This window comes from Pseudomonas sp. FP2254 (assembly GCF_030687695.1).
Classification (GTDB): Bacteria; Pseudomonadota; Gammaproteobacteria; order Pseudomonadales; family Pseudomonadaceae; genus Aquipseudomonas; species Aquipseudomonas quebecensis.
Genome location: NZ_CP117444.1, coordinates 1,068,364 through 1,090,323 on the forward strand (window position 1 = coordinate 1,068,364; position 21,960 = coordinate 1,090,323).

Sequence of the window (21,960 nt, forward strand, 5' to 3'; positions counted from 1 at the left end):
CCGCACCGGACTGTGTAGGGCAAACGCCCGGATTATCGCCTGAACGGTAACAAAGATTCACAGGAATGCCCGCTTATCGGCATCCCCCGCGCCCCCTAGAATTGCGCCACCTCTCCCGCTTCACCCATCTCAGGAATTCGCTTGCCGTGCCGCGTCGCATCAGCAGAGAGCTGAAGACTCTCAGTGTTTGGGCTTTATCGTTAGCAATCAGCGGCTGCATCGGAACCGGAGGAATCGCCCCGCAAGGCCAGGCCCTCGACGCCAATCAACTGGCGACCGACGAGGCGATCCAGCAGGCGGCGCAAGACGCCCACTGGCCCACCGCGCAGTGGTGGCGAGCCTACGGCGACCCGCAACTGGACCACTGGGTCGATCTCGCTACCCGGCACAGCCCAAGCCTGGCCATGGCCGCCGCGCGGGTGCGTGAGGCGCGGTCCATGGCCGGGTTGGCCGAGTCGGCCGAGGCGCTGCAGATCAACAGCGACACCACCCTCAAACGCCACAATTGGCCCAAGGATCAGTTCTACGGGCCGGGCGAATTGAGCGGTGCCAACACCTGGGACAACAATTCGTCCCTGGGCCTGAGCTATGCCCTGGACCTGTGGGGGCGTGAAAGCAATGCCACCGAGCGGGCGGTCGACCTGGCGCACATGAGCGCCGCCGAAGCGCGCCAGGCCCAGCTCGAACTGCAGAACAATGTGGTGCGCGCCTATATTCAGCTGTCGTTGCAGTACGCCAACCGCGACATCGTCGCCGCGACGTTGGCCCAGCAACAGCAGATTCTCGACCTGGCCAACAAACGCCTCAATGCCGGGATCGGCACGCACTTCGACGTGAGCCAGGCTGAAACGCCGCTGCCGGAAACCCATCGCCAACTGGATGCGCTGGACGAAGCCATCGCCCTGAGCCGCAACCAACTGGCGGCGCTGGCGGGCATGGGGCCGGGGCAGGGCGCGCAATTGCGGCGCCCGAGCCTGTCATTGGCTGCGCCGCTCGCACTGCCGTCGAGCGTGCCCGCGCAACTGCTCGGCCAACGTCCGGATGTGGTCGCCAGTCGCTGGCAAGTGGCGGCGCAGGCACGGGGCATCGATGTGGCCCATGCCGGTTTCTACCCTAACGTCGATCTGGTCGGCAGCCTCGGTTACATGGCCACCGGCGGCGGCATGCTGGAATTTCTGGCCGGTAAAAAATTCAATTACAGCGTCGGCCCGGCCATCACCCTGCCGATTTTCGACGGCGGCCGCCTGCGCGCCCAACTGGGTGAAGCCAGCGCCGGTTATGACATCGCGGTGGCGCATTACAACCAGACCCTGGTCAACGCGCTTAAGGGCATCAGCGATCAGTTGATCCGTCGCGAGTCCATGGACAAGCAGCAGGCCTTCGCCGCGCAATCGGTGGCCTCGGCGCAGAAAACCTATGACATCGCGATGATCGCCTACCAACGCGGCCTCACCGATTACCTGAACGTGCTGAACGCCCAGACCCTGCTGTTTCGCCAGCAACAGATCCAGCAGCAGGTGCAGGCCGCGCGCCTGAGCGCCCACGCCGAACTGGTGACCGCCCTGGGCGGCGGCCTCGGTGCCGGCGACGACGTGCCGGCGCCCGCCAAGACCCTTCCGAGCAAAACCCCGGCGGCGCTGGCCGTGTTCGATCACTGAGTAGCTTGCGATGACTTCCTTGCCTGCACCGCTGCGCTGGCTGCACGCCCTTGAGTGGCGCCGTGGTTTTTTCGATTGGGCACGCAGCGACGGCGTGACCTGGGTGTATATCTTCAAAGTGTTGATCGCGGCATTTCTCACGTTGTGGCTGGCCATGCGCCTGGAATTGCCGCAACCGCGCACCGCGATGATCACCGTGTTTATCGTGATGCAGCCGCAGAGCGGCCAGGTGTTCGCCAAGAGTTTTTACCGCTTCCTCGGCACCCTGGCGGGGTCGGCGGTGATGGTCTTGCTGATCGCCCTGTTTGCGCAGAACACCGAGCTGTTTCTTGGCGCGCTGGCGATCTGGGTCGGCATCTGCACCGCCGGCGCCACGCGCAATCGCAACTTTCGCGCCTATGGGTTTGTGCTGGCCGGGTATACCGCCGCGATGGTCGGCCTGCCGGCCCTGGCGCATCCGGATGGCGCATTCATGGCGGCGGTGTGGCGCGTGCTGGAAATCTCTTTGGGGATCATCTGCTCGACGTTGGTCAGTGCTGCGATCCTGCCGCAGACCTCCAGCGCTGCCATGCGCAATGCACTTTATCAGCGCTTTGGGGTATTCGCGTTGTTCGTCACCGATGGCCTGCGCGGGCGCAGCCAGCGCGACGCCTTCGAGGCCGGCAACGTGCGCTTCATCGCCGAAGCCGTGGGCCTGGAAGGACTGCGCAGCGTCACCGTGTTCGAAGACCCGCACATGCGCCGGCGCAACGGTCGCCTCAGTCGTCTCAACAGCGAATTCATGAGCGTCACCACACGCTTCAACGCCCTGCACCAATTGCTCGAACGCCTGCGCGCCGATGCCGCCGACCACGTGGTCGCGGCGATCAAACCTGGCTTGCAGGATCTTGCCGAACGGCTCGATGGTTTCTCCGCACGTGCACTTACGAGTCCCGATGCCGCCCGCCTGGTGACGCAATTGAGTGCCTACAAGGACGGCTTGCCCGCCACCGTGCGCAGCCTGCGCGCAATCTTCCAGGAAACGCAGCCCACCGAAGCCGAGCAACTGGATTTTCATACCGCCTACGAGTTGCTGTACCGCTTTGTCGACGACCTGCACAACTACGCGCAGACCCATGCCTCCCTGGCCGATCACAGTCACGCGCGTGAAGACTGGGACGAGCCCTACACACCGAAAACCAACTGGCTGGCTTGCGCCGCATCAGGCATTCGCGCCTCGTTCATTCTGATTGTGCTGGGCAGTTACTGGGTCGCCACCGCCTGGCCCAGCGGCGCCACCATGACCCTGATCGCAGCGGCCACCGTCGGCCTGTCCGCCGCCACGCCCAACCCCAAGCGCATGGCGTTTCAGATGGCCTGCGGCACCTTCATCGGTGCCCTGGTGGGGTTTGTCGACATGTTCTTCGTGTTCCCCTGGATCGACGGTTTCCCACTATTGTGCGTGATGCTCGCACCGGTCATCGTTGCCGGCGCCTTTCTCGCCTCACGCCCGCAATACGCCGGTGTCGGTGTGGGCCTGCTGATTTTCTTCAGCACCGGTTCGGTGCCGGACAACCTCACGGTCTACAACCCCTACACCTTTATCAACGACTACATCGCCATGGTCATTGGCATGCTGGTATGCGCGGCGGCCGGGGCGATCATCCTGCCCCCCAACAGCCGCTGGTTGTGGCGCCGCCTGGAGCAGGACCTGCGCGAACAAGTGGTGTATGCCATCAGCGGCAGGCTCAAAGGCCTGGCCTCCAGTTTCGAGAGCCGCACCCGCGACCTGTTGCACCAGGCCTACGGCCTCGCCGTGGGCCAGCCGCAGGTGCAGCGCGACTTGCTGCGCTGGATGTTTGTGGTGCTGGAAGTCGGCCACGCGATCATCGAGTTGCGCAAGGAACAGGCGATCCTGCCGGTGCACCCGGCGTACGCCGAATCCCAGCCGTGGCGCCAGGCCATCCGCGTGATGGGGCGTTCGCTGGTGCGGCTGTTCCTGCAGCCCAGCGCGAGCAATCTGGAGCGCGGGCTCGTCGCCGTCGACCATGCGATCAGCCGCGTGCAGGCCACTGACGAACCGTTCGCTCCGCACTTCGACACTTCGGCCCTGCGCCGGGTGAAAAGCTACCTGCACTTTATCCGCACCTCGCTGCTGGACCCGCAATCGCCGCTGGCGGCCCTCAAAGGATCCTCCCATGCCCCGTGAGATCGCATTCCACGGCCTCTACATGCCGACCATGACCCTGATGTTCCTGATCGCCGCCGTGCTGGCCTGGGCGCTGGACCGCTTCCTGGCCGGGTTCGACCTGTACCGGTTTTTCTGGCACCCGGCGCTGCTGCGCCTGAGCCTGTTCGTTTGCCTGTTCGGCGCCCTGGCGCTGAGCGTCTACCGTTGAGAATGCCCCGATGAAAAAATTTTTCAGCCTGCTCGCCACCTTGCTGGTACTGGCCCTGGCGATCTGGATTGGCCGCACGCTGTGGGTGCACTACATGGAGACGCCGTGGACCCGCGACGGTCGCGTGCGCGCCGACATCATCAATGTCGCCGCCGACGTCACCGGTGAAGTGGTCGACGTGCCGGTGCGTGACAACCAGTTGGTAAAAAAGGGCGACCTGCTGATGCAGATCGATCCGGAGCACTACCGCATCGCGGTCAAACAGGCCCAGGCCCTTGTCGCTTCGCGCAAAGCCACCTGGGAAATGCGCAAGGTCAACGCCCACCGCCGCGCCGACCTCGACGCGCTGGTGATCTCCCGGGAAAACCGCGACGACGCGAGCAACATCGCCGACTCGGCGCTGGCGGATTACCAACATGCGCTGGCCCAGCTGGAAGCGGCGGAACTGAATTTGAAACGGACTCAGGTCTTAGCGGCGGTGGACGGCTACGTCACCAACCTCAACGTCCACCGTGGCGACTACGCACGCATCGGCGAGGCCAAGATGGCCGTGGTGGATATGAACTCGTTCTGGGTCTATGGCTTCTTCGAAGAGACCAAATTGCCCCATGTCAAAGTCGGCGACAACGCCGATATGCAACTGATGAGCGGCGAGACCTTGAAGGGCCATGTGGAAAGCATCTCCCGCGGCATCTACGACCGCGACAACCCCGAGAGCCGCGAACTGATCGCCGATGTGAACCCGACGTTCAACTGGGTGCGATTGGCCCAGCGGGTGCCGGTGCGGATTCACATTGATGAAGTGCCTGAGGGCGTGGTGTTGGCGGCGGGGATTACCTGCACGGTGATCGTTGACCAAGCGCAGAATTGAAATGTGGGGGGGCAATCCCCCTCCCACATTTGACTGTGTTATGCCTTGATGAAGGTCTCATGCAAATGCCGCCACAACAGCGCACCACTGGCCTGTTTCTCGAACACCACGGTGGCTCGGCGGTCGGTCTGCGTGCCGCTGTCGTCCACTTGATGTTCGCGATAGGTCACCGTGGCGCCGCGCGCGTGGCGGTCAATCCCGGTCATTTCGCTCAAGGTGATTTTCAAGCCAGGGCGCATGCCGCCCAGGCGGGTGAACAGTGCGTTGACCCCGGCCGCATTCACCCGTGCGCCGGTGGCGGGGGCGATCATGCTGAAGTCGGGCGAGAAACGCGCGAGCAGGTTCTGCAGGGTGCCTTCAGGCGCGACGCCGGCAAACCATTGCTCGATCTCGATGTGGGTCTGGGTCACTTCTTCAAAGAAATCGCTGTAGTCGATCATTTACAACCTCCCATTCAAACCAAAGCGTTTTTTCAACACGGTTTCCAATAATCCTTTGGGCAACAACGCCGCCAACAACGGCAACGCCCGGCTGCCATTGCCCGAGCGCAACAGGCGCGGCGGTTGCGGTTGTCGCACCGCCTTGAGCACATCGGCCGCAAACACTGCAGCGGGTGTCGGTTTGTCCTGGGACGCCTGGCTGCGCGCACGAATGCCCTCGCGCAACGGCCACCAGGGCGATTGTTGGTTGATCAGCAGTTCGGCCTGGGCGCCGGCATTTTTGGCGAAGTGGGTGTCGATGGCGCCGGGCTGGACCTCCATCACGCGCACGCCAAACGGTGCCAGTTCCATGCGCAATGCATCGCTCAACGCATGCACGGCGGCCTTGGACGCACAGTAGGCGCCGGCGAAGGGCGTGACCAGCACACCGGAAACGCTGCCGATATTCACCACCAGGCCCTTGCGTTTGCGCAGGGCCGGGAATAGCGCCTGGGTCACGCCGACGATGGAGAACACATTGGTTTCGAATTGGCGCTGCAGGGCCTCGGTGCCGCCGTCGAGCAGCGGGCCCATGGCGCCGTAGCCGGCATTGTTGATCAGCACATCCAGCTCGCCCAGTTGCTCGGCCAGGCGCTGCAAGGCAGCACTGTGGTTGACGTCAAGTTCGACTGCATTGAAACCGGCGGCGGCGAGGGCGGTTACGTCTTCAGGGCGGCGGGCGCTGGCCCATACGTTGGAGCCGGCAGCCTTGAAGGCATCGGCCAGGGCGCGGCCGATGCCGCTGGAGCAACCGGTGATGAGTACGTTGGGCATGGAGCAGTCCTTTGTCAGTCCGAGAAACTGCCTTGCAGGTGCTCGGCGCGAAATTCCAGGGTTTGCGGGCGGTAGCCGGGGCGTAGCGGTGGGGTGGGCAGGCAATCGTCCCAGGTGGCGCCGGCCTGCAATTCGCCGGGGCCGCGATAGCGCGGGGCGGCGTAGACGTTGTCGGCCAGGTTCACGGTGTCGCCCGGTGCGTAGGCGGCCACGCGCCAGCGCAGTTCGGTGAGGGGCACGTCGTTGCCGTTGTTCAAGGTCAGCTTCAGCGGCCGATCGGCCGGGCAGTCCTGCGGCGCGTAGGTGATGCGCAGTTCCAGGCGCGCCAATTGTGAGGCTTCGCGGTTGTCCAGCCACACCACCCAGACGGCCACGCAACCCAGGCCCGCCAAGGCGGCGAGGGACACCGGCAGTGCTTTGGCCGGGTAGCGCAGCAGCAGGATCAGCCAGGTGATGATCAGGAGAACGCCGAAGAACATGGAGACCACCTCGAATTTGGAACCAGCATCCTAACTTAAGCGTAGGTGGGATTGGGTAGCTTGAGTGCTGTGGTGGCCTTGCGGGCCTTATCGGGGGCAAGCCCCCTCCCACATTGGAATGTATTCACAGATCAAAGGTGGGAGGGGGGCTTGCCCCGATAAGGCCCTCACAGCCAGCGAAAATCAAAAAAAAGCCCCCACCCAACCCACTGCGGATAGGGGACGCAATGGGTTGGGCGAGGGCTTCTTGTACGACTGTTTTACTGCGCGATAGTTTTCACCGACACGCCACGTTCTACCGGCGTCGAGCGGCCGTAGATGTCTTCGAAGCGTTCGATGTCGTCTTCGCCCAGGTAGCTGCCCGATTGCACTTCGATGATCTCCAACGGGATCTTGCCTGGGTTGCGCAGGCGATGCACCGAAGCGATCGGGATGTAGGTGGACTGGTTTTCGGTGAGCAGGAACACGTTCTCGTCACAGGTCACTTCAGCGGTGCCGCTGACCACGATCCAGTGTTCGGCGCGGTGGTGGTGCATCTGCAGCGACAGGCACGCGCCCGGCTTGACCGAGATGTGCTTGACCTGGAAGCGGCCGCCCATGTCCACCGAATCGTAGGAGCCCCACGGACGATACACTTCGCAGTGGTTCTGGGTTTCGCTGCGGCCCTGTTCGTTGAGGGTGTTGACCATCTGCTTGACGCCCTGGACCTTGTCCTTGTGGGCAATCATCATCGCGTCCTTGGTTTCCACCACCACGATGTTGTCCAGGCCGATCACCGACACCAGTTTGCCGTTGCCGTGCACCATGCAGTTGCGGCTGTCCTGGATCACTACGTCGCCTTTGCTCACGTTGCCGTTGGCGTCTTTGTCGTTGACCGCCCACAGCGACGCCCAGCAACCCACGTCGCTCCAACCGGCGCTCAGCGGTACCACGCAGGCGCGCTGGGTTTTTTCCATGACGGCGTAGTCGATGGAGTTGTCCGGGCAGCAGGCGAAGGTGGCGTCGTCGAAGGTCACAGTGTCGGCGGTCTGCTCGCTGCGCTCCAGGGTCAGTACACAGGTGTCGTAGATGTCCGGGTCGTGTTTTTTCAGCTCTTCCAGGAAGCGGCTGGCGCGGAACAGGAACATGCCGCTGTTCCAGAAGTAGCCGCCGCTCTTGACGAACTCGACGGCGCGTTTTTCATCGGGTTTTTCCACGAACTGCTGCACGCGGCTCACGCCTTCTGGCAGCAGCGAATCGTTGGTGGACTTGATGTAGCCGTAACCGGTTTCCGGACGCGTAGCCGGGACGCCGAACAGCACCATCTCGCCGCGCTCGGCGGCCACGGTGGCCAGGGCCAGGGCACGTTGCAGGGCCTTCTGATCGTCGATCACGTGGTCGGCGGGCAGCACCAGCATCAGCTCGTCGCGGCCTTCATTGACCAGCATCATCGCGGTCAGGGCCACGGCCGGCGCGGTGTTGCGGCCAAACGGTTCCATCAGGATGCGTTGGCATTCAAGCTTACGCGCGGCCAGTTGCTCGTTGACGATAAAACGGTGGTCCTTGTTGCAGACCACGATCGGGGCGTCCATGCCTTCGAACACCAGGCGCTCCAGAGTCTGCTGGAACAGCGTGTGCTCACCGGTCAGGGCCAGGAATTGTTTTGGGAACTGTTTACGGGAAAGCGGCCAAAGACGTGAGCCGCTACCACCGGAAAGGATTACTGGGATCATGGGTGTTTCTCCTTGAATCGATTTGGGTCAGAGCCTGTGGGAGGGGGCTTGCCCCCGAGGCGGTGTTTCAGTCGGTACATCTGTTACTGAACCACCGCATTCGCGAGCAAGCCTGCGCCCACAGGGGGAGCGTCAATTTCAAAAGCTAATCAGCGGGTCGACACAGGGCGTTTCACCCAGACTGGCGACAGGCTCGAACCCGAGCCCGTTACATACAGCACCGCCGCTTCACCACGTTCCAACGCAACCGGCTTCACATCGCCGACTTTCTTGTCACCGTCATACAACGCCAGGCTCACCTTCACCGGGTTGATCTCGCGCTCGCCGCGGCCCTTGGCGGCCACCGACTTGACCACGTCGGTCTTGCCGTCGGCGGTTTTCAGGGTCAGGGCCTTGTCGCTGAGGTTCTGCACGCGCACCAGGGATTTCTGCTTGTTCTTGAATGGCGGCTCTTCGATCAGTTGCGGCTGGCCGCTGCTGTTGTTGACCAGGGTGTAGTAGTGATCGGCGGCGAGTTTGACCGGCACGGTCTGGCTGCCCACCTTGGCGCTGTAGTCACCGCCTGGCATGAAGCTGAAGTCGCTGCTGGCCAGCGGGGCCACTTCGCTGAGGTTGGTGTTGCCGACTGTAGCGCTGACTTCCTGGTTGCTGGCGTTGTAGATGCGCACGAAGCTTGAGCCTTTTGGCGCGGTCGGGCCGTACAGGGCGGCGTCGCCGCCGGCGAAGGCAGACATCGATACGAAGCTCAAGCCGGCAGCGATGGCCAGGGTCTTGGCGAGACGACGAGGAGTAGTAGTGAAAGTCATGTGAGTTACCTCTCTTTCAGTTTTGCGCCCGGTCGGGCGTCTCGGATTTTTTAAGGGTGTTCTGTGCCATGTTTTGTTGGCGTGAACCGGCTTGTTTAAGTTGCGCAACCCACGATGGGTCGGCATCACCGATTTCGTTGTTGACCGGCAGATAACGTTCTGGGAACTCCCAGATCAGCACTTGTGGCGGGTTGTTCTTGAAGTCGTCGCTTTTCAGGTAGCTGAGCATGGGCAGGATCGGGCCGTGGCCGTCTTCGGCGTAGCTGATTACATCGCTGCCCAGGGCTTGCTTGAGGGCGCCGACGAAGTTCCAGTTCGGGTTGGCGCTGTAGCTGGTGCCCACCAGTGCAACTGGCGTTTCGCTGTCGCTGAACAGCGCGTCGTCGCCTTTGGTTTCAGCCAGGTGCGTAACGCGTTTTTCCAGCGGCTCCTTGGGCGGCATCAGGTTTTCGAACAGCGGGTCCAGGGGCAGGAACAGACGCAGGTCGCCTTTGTGCGGCTCGATCTTCTCGGCCTCGGTCACAAAGCGCTGCGGCTCGCCACTGAGCGGGGTCTGCTCGGCAATCGCCTTGGCCAGTTGCCTGGCGGCGACTTCCGCGCCGTCCGGGGTCCAGTGGGTGTCGGTGCGCAGGAACACTTGCTTGCCGCTCAACTTGGCCTGTTGCAGCGGGCCAAGCAGGTCGGGAGCGGGAATCTTGTCGGCGGCGACACGGGCGTGGAAGTCCTGGTACAGGTTGGCGTGGATGCTCGCCGGTTTTACCTCACCCAGGTGTTCCGGGTACAGGCGCACCTTGGCCGGCACGATCGCCATCACCAGTTGAATGCCCTGGGCCTTGAGCTTCTGGCGCACGCCTTCGACCAGCGCGTAGTTGCCTTCCAGGTTCTGGTCTTCGTTGACGGCGGGGTTGAACTCCTCGTCGCTGTATAGCCAGTGATCGCGGCCCAGCACCACGCCAGGACGGCCTTCATTGAACAGCTTGTAGTCCAGCGCGGCCCACAGGTTGGTGCCCAGACGCTTGATCGGGAACTCATCGTCATAGTGAGTCTCGACGGCCTTGGTCCAGCGACCGTTGAGCACGGTCGCGTCGGCATTGGTGCTGAAGCCGAAGAAACTGCGCAGTGACCAGGCGCCCAGTGCCAGCAATAGCACCAGGAACAGGCCGATATAGAGGATGCGTAATGAACGGGTCATGGTCGGCTCCCTCAGAATTGGAAGTAAAGGAACGGCGAGAAACTCTGCGCCGACAGTTTGAGAATCGACGCCACGAACAGCGCCAGCACCGCAGCGCGCATGGCGTAGCGTGGCCAGTCAGCGGTCCAGTAGGCCGGTTGCACGGCGGCGTCCTGGCCCACAGTGAAGCCGGGCTGATGGATGCTGCCGGGGTTGTCGCCCGGCACGGCCTTGATCAGGCTAGGGTCGGCCGGCTTGGTTTTATCGGCGGGGCGATTGGTGTAGAAGTCGCGCAGACCGAAGAACGCCAGGGTTGCGTACGCCACCACCAGGGTTGCCACTTGCAGACCGGTAAGGCTGGCGCGGTTGAGTTCCGACAGCGACCACTCGCCAAAGCTGAACATCGCACCGTACATACGGCCGGCGACGTGCAGGTTTTCGGCGCGGAAGATCACCCAGCCCATCACCACCAGCAGGAAGGTGAAGGCCCAGCGCAGCACATTGAAACTGCGCGGCGCGGTGTTCAGGCCGATGGCTTTTTCAATCGCCAGCCACATGCCGTGCCAGGCGCCCCACACGATGTAGGTGATGTTCGCGCCGTGCCACAGGCCACCGAGCAGCATGGTCAGGAACAGGTTGCGGTAAGTAATCAGCGTGCCTTTACGGTTGCCGCCCAGGGTGATGTACAGGTAGTCACGCAGCCAGGTCGACAGGCTGATGTGCCAGCGGCGCCAGAACTCGGTGATCGACTGGCTGATATACGGCTGTTTGAAGTTTTCCATAAAGCGGAAACCCATCATCAAGCCCAGGCCGATGGCCATGTCGCTGTAGCCGGAGAAGTCGAAGTACAGCTGCGCGGTGTAGGCCAGTGCACCCAGCCAGGCATCTCCGGTGGTGGGGTTTTGCAGGGCGAAGCAATGGTCGGCCACCACCGCCAGCGTGTCGGCGATAAAGACCTTCTTGATGAAACCCTGCATGAACCGCGTGCAGCCTTCGGAGAACTTATCCAAGGTGTGAGTGCGGTTGTTGAACTGGTCGGCCAGGTCGCGGAAGCGCAGCACGGGGCCGGCGATCAGGTGCGGGAAAATCGCCACGAACGCCGCGAAATCGATGAGGTTACGCGTCGCCGGGGTGTCGCCACGGTACACATCGATGATGTAGCTGATGGACTCGAAAATGTAGAACGAGATACCGATCGGCAACAGCACGTGGGTCAGGATGAACGGCTCCAGGCCCATCGACTTCATCATCACATTGATGCTGTCGACACCGAAGTTGGCGTACTTGAAGTAGCCGAGGATGCACAGGTCGACGGCCACGCCGAGCAGCAGCCAGCGTTGGGCCGGCTTGGTGCGCACACCGGCGGCACCGACCTTGAGGCCGATCCAGTAATTCCACAGTGTCACAGCGGCAAACAGCGCCAGGAAGTCCACCCGCCACCAGGCGTAGAACACGTAGCTGGCAATCAGCAGCAGCAGATTGCGATAGCGTTGCCCGCTCAAGTAGTACAAGCCGAGAAAGATCGGCAAGAACAGAAACAGGAACACATTGGACGAGAAAACCATCCCGATCTCTCCATGTTTAACCAACAGTCAAGGGCCAACGGCCCCCCCAACCCCCCCACGGTGTCGGGGGAAGCTTTGATCGTTCCCACGCTCTGCGTGGGAATGCCTTTTGTGACGCTCTGCGTCACGCTTTGGGACGCAGAGCGTCCCGTGCTGCATTCCCACGCAGAGCGTGGGAACGATCAGCGACTAGCTGCCTTTATTGCCTTTTTCATGCGCCGGGTCGTAGACCTTGGTCAGGTCGCCGCCCAGGCGGAAGGTCTTGAACGGCTGCATGCCATGCTTGCGTTCGATCACATCCGGCGCGCAGGTGTAGAGGGTGCAGAACGGCTCAAGCCAGGCATATTTCATGTCCTCCTTGAGGTCCTTCATGTCCTGCTCCTTGCCGTTCTTCTGCTCGAAGATCTGCGGGTCCTTGACCCCGGCCAGCACTTTGTCGCCCAGGCGCTTGAGCGCGCTGTTGTTTTCCTGGCGCAGGTCCACGCCATTGACCAGGGCAAAACTGGCGATCATCGACAGCGGCGGCAGGGCGTAGTTGTGGTACGACAGCGCGCGCTGCTGGCGCTTCAATTCGTTAGGCAGGAAGCCTTGGTCGTCGACCTGATTCACGCCGACCTTGTATTCCTTCACCGCCCAATCGAACAGGTCGCGGCGGTTGGTGGCGACGGAGGTTGCCATCACCGACCAGGCGGCCCAGTAGGAATGGTTGTTGGTTTTTTCCAGCGGCAGGTTGTCCCAGTCGCTGACCACTTGATCGGCCAGTTTGTTGAACCAGGCTTCGATCAGCTGCGATTCCTGCTGGTGGTTGGCCAGCGGGTGCGAGTCGGAAAACTTCAGGCGCACATAGGCCGAGGCCATGCTGCCCAGCGCCCATTTGCGCATGGACTTGCCGGTGTGGTTGAAGTCCTTGGACATCAATGCATCGGCCTTGGCCCAGGACACCAACCAGTTGAGCGTGCATTCGAGCTGCTCCGGGCGCCCGTCGCGCATGAACTGCATCACGCGCTTACTGGTGTCTTTTTCCAGCTTGGTGATGTCGGCGGTGCTGTCGCGAAAGGCTTTTTCCGACTGCACGTTCAGGGTTGAGCGCGCCTTGTCGGAACCTTCGTACTTACTGCGAAACTGCAGCGGCCCGGTGTACGGCGTCGGCATGGTGTCGCAGTTTTCCTTGGCCTCGCCGGTCTTGAACGCTTCAATCGGGGCGAAATAGCCTTGAGGCGGACGCAGCGGGGCGGCGGCGTTGACTGAACCGGCGAACATCGCCAGGCCCAGCAGGGTAGGTAGCATCAACTTTTGCATAAGTAACCTCACTTCCCGAGTTGGGCGGTCTGTTGACCACCGCTTGGGAATACGTTGCGTGTGCAAATTTTCGCTTCGACCTTCTGCGCGGCGGCACCCTTTTCAGGGCCCTGCACTTCCACGGCCAGCAAGTTCTGCGAGGCCCAGTCTTCATCGGTGCGCAGTTCAAAGGCGAAACGCCCGTCTGTATCGGATGTTTCGGGTTTCTCGATCTTGATGTCCTCGTGGCGCCCGTTCATGTACCAGAGGGTGGCTTGCAGGGTTTTCACCGACGGATCGGCAAAGCGGATATCAACCTGGTGGTTGGCGTTGCGCAGGTCTTTGTTCGAACTGTTGACCAGCAATTCGTTCTTGCCGGGCTTCAAGGTGGCGCTGGCGCTCATCTGCGCGGTCTTGCCTTCGCAGCCGTTGTCCAGCAGCGCCATCATCTGGCGATAGATGGTTTCCTGGTCGAGGCGATACAGCGGCGAGAACTCCCAGATCAGGATCTTGGGCGGTGTCTTCTGGAATTCGTCGCTGCCCAGGTATTGGATCATCGAGCCTTCCAGGCCGCCGCCCGGGAAGGCGACGTTGAGAATGTCGGCGCCGATTTCTTCTTGCAGGAAGCCGGCGAAGTTGTAGTTCTTGCCGCTGTGGCTGGTGCCCACCAGCGTGATCTGCGGGTTGCCCGAATCGCTGAACAGGTCGCCGTCGCCCGCTTCGCCCTTGGGCTCGGTGGTGAACTGGTCCATGTACTGGATCGCGTAGCTGGTGCCGCACAGTTGCGCGGCCATGTTGTGCAGGGTGCCGGTCTTGCCCATGCGTCCGGTGCGCTTGGTTTCGAATTCGCGCTTGGGAATATCGGCGAACTGCGGCAGCTGTTTGACCTTGGCCGCGACGATTTTCGCGGTGCGCTGAGCGCCGTACGGGGTCCAGTGCTGGTCGCCACGGAAGTAGAAGTCGTGGGCCGGCAGTTCGTCCGGCAGTTGCTCATTGGTCAGCGGCGACAGGTCCGGCACCACATAGCCCATCTTGGCGAAACGGCCGAGCATGGTCTTGTAGTTGGTCAGCGCCTTGTCGAAATCGTACGAGGCTTTTTCCGCAGGGTTGAGCTTGTTGCGGTTCACCAGGCCACGGGTCGGCTGGTAGACCACCACCAGTTCCACGCCCTTGGCCTTGAACGCATCGTGCAACTGCTGCATGCGCTTGTAGCCGGCCGGCGTGGTGTCGAATTCGGTGCGCAGGTCTTCCTGGGTACGGAACAGCCAGTCGCCCTGGGCTTGGACCAGGGTGGTGAAGTTCTGCTGGTAGCGCGTGGTGTAATTTTTCGCGTCGTGGGCGGCCGGGCACAGGCTGCAGCACGGTTCTGCGGTGAAGGTCGGCGCCTTGACGTCGTCGGCGCGTACGCTCTGGCTGGCCGCGAGCAGGCCGAGGGTCAGACCCGAGAGGCTCAGCAGTTTGATCATGTGTGGGTGCATAAGGGTCATCCTCAGTCCTGCATTTCGGTCTGGCGTTCGACAGGGTCGATCAGCACGGCTTTCTGCTGGCGCACCAGCAGGTCGAGAATCTCTTCCTGGCGATCGCCGAGGACGCCGGAGAAGCTGATACCGCTGGATTTGGTCGGCGCCAGCATCGACACGCGATACAGCTCGATACTCAACGGCGAGTCGATGGACAGCGGCCCGCTGCCGTTCCCCGCCAGTTCCCCGCCGACCACGATCAGCGAAACCTTGGCGTCGAACGGGTCGAGGGCGATGTCGCGGTCGGTGTTGGTCAAGTCCTTGATGTGGCCGTAGACGCCGGTCAAACCGTTGGCCATCGCGGTGTTCTCGTACAGCTTGATATTCACGCTGTTACGCACGCGGATGCCGTGGCGACGGTTGCTGATCACCTTGTTGCCCCACAGCAGGTTGTCGCCGCTCTCATAGAGGGTGATGCCGTCGGTGTGGTTGCGGTAGATCTCGTTGTCGGCGATCAGGTTGTTGACGCTGTTCCGGTCGATCACCAGGCCCGAGAGTTTGTTGTCGTAGCTGCGGTTGTTGAAGATGAAGCTGTCGTTCACCTCACGGGAAATGATGATGCCGTGCTTCTTCTTGGTGCCGTAGACGGTGTTGTCCGCGATGATCAGCCCGTGTGAACGGTCGTGAGGGTCAATGCCGTAGACGATGTTGTCTTTGTAGGTGTTGCCCTTGAGCACGAAGCCCGTGGTTTCGTAGCAGTAGAAGCCGTACCACATGTCCGAGAACTCGGAATCGATGATCCAGCCGGTCGGCTCAGGGCGCTTGAGCACCTTGGCCATGTTCGGCGTGTACTGGGAAATACTCACCCCGTACGACTTACTGTTGGCGTAGCCGAAGCTGGCCATCTTGCTGTTGGCGACGTAGGTCTCGGTGCCGCCCCAGGCCAGCAGAAACGGACGAAATTCCTTGGGCGACTTGAACAGCGCCGGGCCGTTGGCCTTCTCGCTCCAGCCAGTGATTTTGGTGTCACGCACAAACAGCTGGCCGTCGTTGATCAGGAACGAACCGGCTTCCTGGGACAGGCGCAGCTCTTGGGTGCGCTTGTCGATTTCGAGGATGCCCTTGCGCCCGACCACGATCGGCAACTTGGCCAGGAACACGCCCGGCGAAGTTTCGCTCAGGTACTGCTTGGGCACTTTGCCCAGCAGGTCCTTGAGGTTCATGTAGCCGTCGTCGACAAAGATCGCCTGGGGAATGCCGTGCTGGCGCACCACCCATTCGGCCATCTTGTTATCGCCGCCGATAAAGTCCTTGAGCGCGTCTTCCTGCATCATGCGACGGATGCTGATCTTGCCCGGCTTGGTCCTGACGATCTTTTTTTCCATGGCCGCGGCGGTGTAGCCCGACAGGTCCGGCAGGGCAGGCTTGGCCATCTCCAGCGGCGCGGTCGGCGGGCTGGAAATGGTGTAGGTCTTGGCCTGTTGCAGTTCCTTGGCGATGGTAGGCGCCTTGGCCGCCGTGTCGGCAAATGCCGGGGCACTGGCCACCAGCATTGCCGCGACGAGTAGGCTTTGAGCATTCATTGCGCAGGCTCCCATCAGAATTTCCAGATCACGTCGACAAACGCGCGATGCATGTACGAGTCGACCTGGCTGCCGTAGGCGTCACCCGGTTTGAACACACCGGCACGGAACCGCACTAACGCCGACGGCTCGTCGATCGACTGGCTGAGCGCGGCCGGCAGCAGGCCGGTCTTGAAGTACTTGGTGACCACCAAGTCCATCTCCTGGCCCAGGTCTTTCTTGCCATCTTCCAGCGGCAGTGAGGTGCTGGACAGGATCGCGCCGGTCACGTCATCGGTGTTGTTCTGCACCGCATCGATGCCATTGCTGCCCACCGGCTTGTTGCCGTCCACGCGCCAGAACTTGTGGTACACCAGGCTGGCGTCGTAGTCCTCGCGCAGCTGCCAGGAACCGAACAGGCTCATGGACTGCATGTTGTTCATCTCGCCGCGAAACGCTTCGCCGAAGCGGTGCACGCGGGACTGGGTGCCGGTCCAATTCGAGCGGTTGCTCTGCAGGCCGTTCTGTTCGTATTCGGCGCTGGCGCGGGCATACGCCGCACCCACTTGCCACTGCGGGTCGAGACGCAGGCGAATACCCAGGTCGGTGGCCCAGCCGTTCACGTCATCGCTGCGCTTGGCCTGGTCCGGGCGGCTGCCGTCTGCTTTGAGGGCGTTGACCGTGTCGCGGTCGCCCTGCATGCCGGTGATGCTGGCCCAGTAGTTGACGGTGTTGGTGTTGCGCCAGTTGTAGGCGTCGCTGTTGGCTTCGATGCCGAGCCAGGTCAGGTCGCCGTTCTCGCGTTTGTCCAACGAGTCGGTGGGCACGCCCGGTTCCGGGTAATCCAGCTTGCCGTCGTCATGGGTGTGATGGCCGCGCAGGCCGATCCACTGGCCCGGCATCCACTGGTAGGACGCATCGGCGTAGAAGTGCTGGCGGTCCTTGTCCTTGGGCGACAGTTCCTTGAGGTCGGTGCGGTATTCGCTGAAACGTTCGGCGGCGCCCACATTGGCCTTGAGCAAGGTGGTGTCGAAGGTCCAGTTCAGCGCCTCGATATTGGTGTCGCGCCACTGGCCGTCGTCGTTGCGCAGGCGTTGACGACCGAACTTGAGAATCTCGCCGGGGTAGGGCGTGAAGCCGCTGTAGCCGACCCAGAACTCGCGCATCGCCAGGTAGTTTTTCTTGGCCTTGCGGTCGTTGTTAGTGGTTTGCTGGTTTGCATCATCGGCCGACTGCTGCAGGGTGTCGGTCTCGATGATGTCGCTCGACACCACCGCCTGGCCCATGGCATAGCCGCTCCAGTTACCGCTCTCGCCGTAGATCCACGGGCGCAGGTCCAGGCCGACACCGTTGACGTCGCCGCCTTTCTGGGTGCCGAGGTCGCGGTCGTCTTCGGACTGTGCGGTGGCTTTGACTTCCAGGCCGAAGTTCTTGGCTTCGGTCAGCGCGGCCAGGGTCGGGCACGACCACAGCAGGGCGAAGGTCAGGCCGATACCGGCCTTGACGAATGGGTTGAGCTTCATAGGGATTCCTCGCCGTCTTCTTCTTGCAGGGCGTGCAGTTGCAGCGTGCTTTGGGCCAGGGTGCCGCGCGCGGCCAGCTCCTGTTGCACCAGGCGTTGGCCTTGGGCGCGTTGTTCAGGAGTCAGTGGGGCTTCGAGTTGAGCGGCCAGGTCATTGGCCTGCGGCGTGTCCTGGGCCTTGGCCAACTGGCTGAAGACATACGCATTGACAGGGTCGGGCTTGGTGCCCTTGCCTTGGGAAAACAATTGGGCGATGGCGAAATCGGCGCTGTTCTGGCCGTTGCGCGCAGCGGTCAGCAAGTGGTCCAGGGCCTTTTGCGGGTAGACCTTGCCCAGGTAGCCACGGCGATAGATCTGGCCGAGGTAGTAATCGGCGGCCACTTCCTTGCCTACGGCCTTTTCGAAATGCGCCTCGGCAGCCTTGGCATCGGCCGGCACCCACTTGCCTTCGTAATAGAGCTTGCCCAGCAACAGTTCAGCGCGCGGCTGGTCGGCGGCGCGGCCGTTGTCCAGGTATTTCATCATTTGCTCGACGTCGCCCAGTTCGGGGAAGTCGTAGAGCAGTTGCGCCAGGCTGACCCAGGAAGCCGGGTAGCCGGGGGCGATTTTTTCCAGCAAGGCCTGGGCCGTCTTTTCGTCGGTCTTGCCCAGGGAGGCATCACCCAATACGCGGGCAACGCTGTCGACCCGTTGAGCGGTGACAGTGCCACGGCTGTAGCCGGCTTCCATCTGCTTGAGCAGTTCGGCCTGTTTTTCCGGCTCGGCTTTCTTCTGGTAGACCGTGGCCAGTTCGACGTAGCAAATGTCGGTGGTGTTCAGCGCGGCTTTGCAGATGCGCTCCACATCATCCAGATGCTGATCGTAGGTGTTCTGGGTGCGATACAGCAGCACCTGGGCCAGGCCCGCTTCCGGGTAACCCGCCGCCTGCCACTGGCTGATCTGCTGCTGGGCATTCACGTTGGGAAAGCTGTGAGGGTATTGCAGGTACAGCATCGCCAGGGGAATCAGGGTGTTGCCTTCGCCATTGGCAAAGGCTTTTTTCAGCAGGGTTTCGGCTTCGTGGTGCTCGGCCTCGGTAGCGCCGGGCTTGGCCACCAGCAGGCGACCCAGGCGCGCCTGGGCGCGAGGCGAGGTATCCGCTGCGGCGCGGTACGTGGCCTCGGCCTGTTTGATCTGCGCCGGGTCGCGGGTGCCTACCTGGATATCGGCCAGGCCCACCTGGGCCTCGCTGTAACCCAGGTCGGCCAGTTGCTGGTAATTCTGCTGCGCGGTGACGGTGTCGCCACGCTTGAGCGCTTCGTTGGCCAGGCGCTGGTCGGGCAGGCCGGCGCAACCGGCCAGCGAGATGGCCAGGGCCAGTGCGCAGTAGGCCGAGGCGAAGTGCGATCTGGAAGGAGCTGGCTTGCCTGCGATACGGGCACCTCGGTGTTGCAGATGTACCGAGTCGATCCCATCGCGGGCAAGCCCGGCTCCCACATTGGTCAACGGTGTATTCGGAAGAGTCACAGGCATGTCCTCGCTTACAGACCGTGAGCCATGGCTTTGTCGATCAGCCAGTTCAGCGACGGGCCACGGTCGCTGGTCACTTCCACCGGGCGACCGGCGTAGGTGCTGTCCAGCGGCGCGTCAGGCTTGATCTGCACGCGGATGTCGGAGGACAGGTCGGCGCTGTTCAGGCTGGTGCTGCTGACGATGGTGCCGGTGCGCAGTTGTTCTTCGTCGGCGACCTGGAAGCTCACCGGCGTACCTGGGCGCACGTCGGCGAACTGGCGGTACGTGAAGCGCGCTTCGACGTTGGCCTGGCTGCCACGTGGCACCAGTTGGAAGATCACGTCGCCCTTGCTGGCGTATTGGCCGTCGGCGACCAGTTGCTGCGCTACCACGCAATCGCACGGCGACGTCAGGGTGCCGGTCATTTGCTTGCCGAACAGTTCTTCGACCTTGGCCGGTTGCAGTTGGTCTTCGTCGAGGTGGCCCTTGAGCACGTCGAGCATGCTGGTGCTGAAGGTGGCCAGCGGCGCGCCCTTGGCGGCCACCGCATCACCTTTGAGCAGGCTTTGCACGGTGCCGTCGCGCGGCATGGTCACGTTCATGCCCGGTACGCTGACCAGGCCGGCCTGGGCGTGGCTGACAAAGTACATGCCGTAGATCGACTTGAAGACAAACCCAAACGCCGCCAGGCCCACCAGGAAGATCGCCAGGCTGAAGGTCACGGCACGCAGGCGACCGAAGGCGCTCATGTTGCTGCCGCCGTCCTTGACCTTGCGCGCCTTGGTGAAGTTGTCGCGCTGCAGGGTCGCCAGTACGTCGCCCATGGTCACGATGTCACCGGACAAGTGCGAGGTGATCAGGTGGCGCAGGGTGGAGATATCCTGGGCGTCGAGGTTCTGGAACTGGCAACCGGTGCGGCCGGTCTGGCGGTCGTAGGAGCGGATCTGCAGCTCGACGTCCATGGCCAGGCCGAGGTTATCGATGACAAATTGCAGGCGACCCTTGTGCACTTCACCGACGTTCAGCGGCTGCGTGGCGGTGAACGCCAGGCCGCCGGCGGACAGGTCGATCACCCGTGCTTCAGTCTGGCTGCGGTCGGTGTTGAAAAAGCGCAGTTTGGCCGGGATTTTCACGCGGGCGTGCTGGCGCTGAGCTTCGGATTCGTGGACAACGTTGGCGTTTACTTGGCTGTTCATAGTGTTCTAGTTCCTAGTTAATTCAGGCTTGGCTGGGTCAGACCATCATCAGCAACACGGCGACGAAAATGCTGCCGGCGGAGAAGGTCATGGTCCGAGACGACCAGGTGTTGAACCAACGCTGAAAGCTGGCCAAATCGCGGGTCAGTTTGGTGTCCTGGCGAGTCCAGGACTGTTGATCAAGGCGGAAGAACACGTAGATCTTCACCAACGCGCCCATGATCTGGTTGTAATAGAGAATCAGCGGGTAGGCCGGGCCGATCTTGTGGCCGGAGCACGACAGCAGCAGGGTCAGAATCAGGCGGGTGATGCCGATCCACAGCAGGTACGCCAGGATGAATGCGCCGCCGTACTTGAAGGTGGCGATGATTGCCACGGTCAGGCCGAGCAGCGAAGTCCACATCGACACGCGCTGGTCGAACAACACGATGCTGGTGAACAGACCCAGGCGACGCACACCCAGGCCCAGGGCACGGGAGTTCTGGCGCAGGTTGTTGCCGTACCAGCGGAACATCAGCTTGCGGCTGGCCTTGATAAAGCTCTTTTCCGGCGGGTGTTCCACAGTGTTGATCGCGGCATCCGGCACGTAGAACGTGTCGTAGCCCAGGCGCATCAGGCTGAACCAGCTGGACTTGTCATCACCGGTGAGGAACTTGAAGCGGCCCAGGCGCCAGTGCTGCAGCGAGTCGCTTTCCACGTCGGCGATAAAGCCCGGGTCGGTGACCACGCTGGCGCGGAATACCGACATACGACCGGTCATGGTCAGTACGCGCTTGGACAGGGCCATGGAGCACATGTTGATGTGGCGTTGGGCGAACCGCAGCTTGTGCCATTCGCTCATGATGTAACCGCCGCGCACTTCGCAGAACTCGTTGGTGGTGAGGCCGCCGACGTTGCCGAACAGCTGGAACCACGGCACGGTCTTGCGCACAACGCCTTCGGCGAGCACGGTGTCGCCGTCGATCACCGCCACGACCGCGCGGTCATCCGGCAAGTGACGCGAAATGGCACGGAAACCAAAGGCCAGGCCGTCGCGCTTACCGGTGCCGGCGATACGCACGAAGTCGAGCTTGACGTGTTCCGGTGGGTTCATCTTTTCCCAAAGGCTCTTGACCAGCAGCTCATCGGACATCTCCACCAGCGAGCAGACCACCGTGGTCGGGAAGCCACAGTCGATCGCTTCGCGAATCACCGAGCTGTACACCTGCGCAGTGGTCAGCGCATCGATGCGGAAACTGGTGACCATCAGGAACACATGGGATGGGTCGGCGGCCTTGCCCAGCTTGCGGACTTTGCGGCGCAGGTGCGGGTAGACCACATACAGGAACAGCATGCCGCGAAAGAAATGCGTAGCACCCATCGAGTAGCGCCAGATACCGACGGCGCCAATCAGGAAAATAAAATTCTTCGACTCGGAGTCGAATGTGCTGGCTGGCAAAGCCAGAGCTAGAAGCGCTAAAAGCGCCAGAAATACTAGCCAGCCAGTCGCTTGGTTTAACCGTTGCATATTTGTGTCCGTCACGGGGGAGTAGGGCCACAAGCGGCAAGCTATAAGCTG

18 protein-coding genes are annotated in these 21,960 nt (G+C 62.2%); 4 read left to right on the forward strand and 14 right to left on the reverse strand.

Annotated elements, in window-relative coordinates; translation table 11 throughout:
* Nucleotides 1-146: 146 nt before the first annotated feature.
* From PSH94_RS04730 to PSH94_RS04745, 4 genes are read left to right on the forward strand one after another with little or no spacing between them, the layout of a single operon-like run.
* Nucleotides 147-1,658, forward strand: a complete 1,512-nt coding sequence (locus tag PSH94_RS04730) for an efflux transporter outer membrane subunit (RefSeq protein WP_181078512.1) — start codon at nucleotides 147-149, stop codon at nucleotides 1,656-1,658.
* A 10-nt stretch (nucleotides 1,659-1,668) separates the two neighbouring features.
* Nucleotides 1,669-3,846 carry an FUSC family protein gene (locus PSH94_RS04735; RefSeq protein ID WP_181078510.1) on the forward strand — a complete coding sequence of 726 codons (2,178 nt, stop codon included), beginning with the start codon at nucleotides 1,669-1,671 and terminating at the stop codon, nucleotides 3,844-3,846.
* Nucleotides 3,836-4,036, forward strand: a complete 201-nt coding sequence (locus PSH94_RS04740; RefSeq protein WP_003171907.1) for a DUF1656 domain-containing protein — start codon at nucleotides 3,836-3,838, stop codon at nucleotides 4,034-4,036. Before PSH94_RS04735 ends, PSH94_RS04740 begins: the two co-directional genes overlap by 11 nt.
* Before the next feature lie 10 nt (nucleotides 4,037-4,046).
* Nucleotides 4,047-4,907 (forward strand): HlyD family secretion protein, encoded by an 861-nt coding sequence (locus tag PSH94_RS04745; RefSeq protein WP_181078508.1) that lies wholly within the window; start codon nucleotides 4,047-4,049, stop codon nucleotides 4,905-4,907.
* Nucleotides 4,908-4,945: 38 nt separating this feature from the next.
* Here PSH94_RS04745 and PSH94_RS04750 read toward each other — a convergent pair whose 3' ends face one another.
* From PSH94_RS04750 to alg8, 14 genes are all read right to left on the reverse strand, one after another.
* Entirely contained in the window at nucleotides 4,946-5,347 is a 402-nt protein-coding gene (locus PSH94_RS04750; protein WP_266248001.1) for a nuclear transport factor 2 family protein, read from the reverse strand.
* Nucleotides 5,348-6,160: an SDR family oxidoreductase gene (locus PSH94_RS04755; RefSeq protein ID WP_305436638.1), complete on the reverse strand. Its 813-nt coding sequence runs from the start codon at nucleotides 6,158-6,160 to the stop codon at nucleotides 5,348-5,350. It lies immediately after the preceding gene.
* Nucleotides 6,161-6,174: 14 nt separating this feature from the next.
* Nucleotides 6,175-6,639 (reverse strand): multidrug transporter, encoded by a 465-nt coding sequence (locus PSH94_RS04760; RefSeq protein ID WP_181078502.1) that lies wholly within the window; start codon nucleotides 6,637-6,639, stop codon nucleotides 6,175-6,177.
* 260 nt (nucleotides 6,640-6,899) lie between these two features.
* Entirely contained in the window at nucleotides 6,900-8,351 is a 1,452-nt protein-coding gene (locus tag PSH94_RS04765) for a mannose-1-phosphate guanylyltransferase/mannose-6-phosphate isomerase (protein ID WP_181078500.1), read from the reverse strand.
* Nucleotides 8,352-8,500: 149 nt separating this feature from the next.
* Nucleotides 8,501-9,157: an alginate O-acetyltransferase AlgF gene (locus PSH94_RS04770; RefSeq protein WP_253510557.1), complete on the reverse strand. Its 657-nt coding sequence runs from the start codon at nucleotides 9,155-9,157 to the stop codon at nucleotides 8,501-8,503.
* A 16-nt stretch (nucleotides 9,158-9,173) separates the two neighbouring features.
* On the reverse strand, nucleotides 9,174-10,349 hold the full coding sequence (locus tag PSH94_RS04775) for an alginate O-acetyltransferase (protein ID WP_181078496.1): 1,176 nt from the start codon (nucleotides 10,347-10,349) through the stop codon (nucleotides 9,174-9,176).
* An 11-nt stretch (nucleotides 10,350-10,360) separates the two neighbouring features.
* Nucleotides 10,361-11,893, reverse strand: a complete 1,533-nt coding sequence (locus PSH94_RS04780) for an MBOAT family protein (RefSeq protein ID WP_181078494.1) — start codon at nucleotides 11,891-11,893, stop codon at nucleotides 10,361-10,363.
* A 189-nt stretch (nucleotides 11,894-12,082) separates the two neighbouring features.
* Nucleotides 12,083-13,192, reverse strand: coding sequence for a mannuronate-specific alginate lyase (locus tag PSH94_RS04785; RefSeq protein ID WP_253510559.1), 1,110 nt, complete (start codon nucleotides 13,190-13,192; stop codon nucleotides 12,083-12,085).
* 8 nt (nucleotides 13,193-13,200) lie between these two features.
* A complete protein-coding gene (locus tag PSH94_RS04790) occupies nucleotides 13,201-14,649 on the reverse strand; it encodes an alginate O-acetyltransferase (RefSeq protein WP_305436639.1) in 1,449 nt (482 codons plus the stop codon).
* A gap of 11 nt (nucleotides 14,650-14,660) precedes the next feature.
* Nucleotides 14,661-16,229 (reverse strand): mannuronan 5-epimerase AlgG, encoded by a 1,569-nt coding sequence (algG, locus tag PSH94_RS04795; protein ID WP_253510563.1) that lies wholly within the window; start codon nucleotides 16,227-16,229, stop codon nucleotides 14,661-14,663.
* Nucleotides 16,229-17,716, reverse strand: coding sequence for an alginate export family protein (locus PSH94_RS04800; protein ID WP_181078486.1), 1,488 nt, complete (start codon nucleotides 17,714-17,716; stop codon nucleotides 16,229-16,231). The genes algG and PSH94_RS04800 overlap by 1 nt, the downstream gene beginning before the upstream one ends.
* Nucleotides 17,713-19,227: an alginate biosynthesis TPR repeat lipoprotein AlgK gene (gene algK, locus PSH94_RS04805; RefSeq protein WP_258197660.1), complete on the reverse strand. Its 1,515-nt coding sequence runs from the start codon at nucleotides 19,225-19,227 to the stop codon at nucleotides 17,713-17,715. The genes PSH94_RS04800 and algK overlap by 4 nt, the downstream gene beginning before the upstream one ends.
* A gap of 8 nt (nucleotides 19,228-19,235) precedes the next feature.
* Nucleotides 19,236-20,402 carry an alginate biosynthesis protein Alg44 gene (locus PSH94_RS04810; RefSeq protein ID WP_181078485.1) on the reverse strand — a complete coding sequence of 389 codons (1,167 nt, stop codon included), beginning with the start codon at nucleotides 20,400-20,402 and terminating at the stop codon, nucleotides 19,236-19,238.
* A 37-nt stretch (nucleotides 20,403-20,439) separates the two neighbouring features.
* Nucleotides 20,440-21,909: a mannuronan synthase gene (alg8, locus tag PSH94_RS04815; RefSeq protein ID WP_034137041.1), complete on the reverse strand. Its 1,470-nt coding sequence runs from the start codon at nucleotides 21,907-21,909 to the stop codon at nucleotides 20,440-20,442.
* Nucleotides 21,910-21,960: the final 51 nt, after the last annotated feature.

What these genes read in the sequence shown, in the direction of transcription:
- PSH94_RS04735 (WP_181078510.1), top strand. Translation starts at nt 1,669, where the DNA reads ATGACTTCCTTGCCTGCACCGCTGCGCTGGCTGCACGCCCTTGAGTGG.
- PSH94_RS04740 (WP_003171907.1), top strand. Translation starts at nt 3,836, where the DNA reads ATGCCCCGTGAGATCGCATTCCACGGCCTCTACATGCCGACCATGACC.
- PSH94_RS04745 (WP_181078508.1), top strand. Translation starts at nt 4,047, where the DNA reads ATGAAAAAATTTTTCAGCCTGCTCGCCACCTTGCTGGTACTGGCCCTG.
- PSH94_RS04750 (WP_266248001.1), bottom strand. Translation starts at nt 5,347, where the DNA reads ATGATCGACTACAGCGATTTCTTTGAAGAAGTGACCCAGACCCACATC.
- PSH94_RS04755 (WP_305436638.1), bottom strand. Translation starts at nt 6,160, where the DNA reads ATGCCCAACGTACTCATCACCGGTTGCTCCAGCGGCATCGGCCGCGCC.
- PSH94_RS04760 (WP_181078502.1), bottom strand. Translation starts at nt 6,639, where the DNA reads ATGTTCTTCGGCGTTCTCCTGATCATCACCTGGCTGATCCTGCTGCTG.
- PSH94_RS04765 (WP_181078500.1), bottom strand. Translation starts at nt 8,351, where the DNA reads ATGATCCCAGTAATCCTTTCCGGTGGTAGCGGCTCACGTCTTTGGCCG.
- PSH94_RS04770 (WP_253510557.1), bottom strand. Translation starts at nt 9,157, where the DNA reads ATGACTTTCACTACTACTCCTCGTCGTCTCGCCAAGACCCTGGCCATC.
- PSH94_RS04775 (WP_181078496.1), bottom strand. Translation starts at nt 10,349, where the DNA reads ATGACCCGTTCATTACGCATCCTCTATATCGGCCTGTTCCTGGTGCTA.
- PSH94_RS04780 (WP_181078494.1), bottom strand. Translation starts at nt 11,893, where the DNA reads ATGGTTTTCTCGTCCAATGTGTTCCTGTTTCTGTTCTTGCCGATCTTT.
- PSH94_RS04785 (WP_253510559.1), bottom strand. Translation starts at nt 13,192, where the DNA reads ATGCAAAAGTTGATGCTACCTACCCTGCTGGGCCTGGCGATGTTCGCC.
- PSH94_RS04790 (WP_305436639.1), bottom strand. Translation starts at nt 14,649, where the DNA reads ATGCACCCACACATGATCAAACTGCTGAGCCTCTCGGGTCTGACCCTC.
- algG (WP_253510563.1), bottom strand. Translation starts at nt 16,229, where the DNA reads ATGGGAGCCTGCGCAATGAATGCTCAAAGCCTACTCGTCGCGGCAATG.
- PSH94_RS04800 (WP_181078486.1), bottom strand. Translation starts at nt 17,716, where the DNA reads ATGAAGCTCAACCCATTCGTCAAGGCCGGTATCGGCCTGACCTTCGCC.
- algK (WP_258197660.1), bottom strand. Translation starts at nt 19,227, where the DNA reads ATGCCTGTGACTCTTCCGAATACACCGTTGACCAATGTGGGAGCCGGG.
- PSH94_RS04810 (WP_181078485.1), bottom strand. Translation starts at nt 20,402, where the DNA reads ATGAACAGCCAAGTAAACGCCAACGTTGTCCACGAATCCGAAGCTCAG.
- alg8 (WP_034137041.1), bottom strand. Translation starts at nt 21,909, where the DNA reads ATGCAACGGTTAAACCAAGCGACTGGCTGGCTAGTATTTCTGGCGCTT.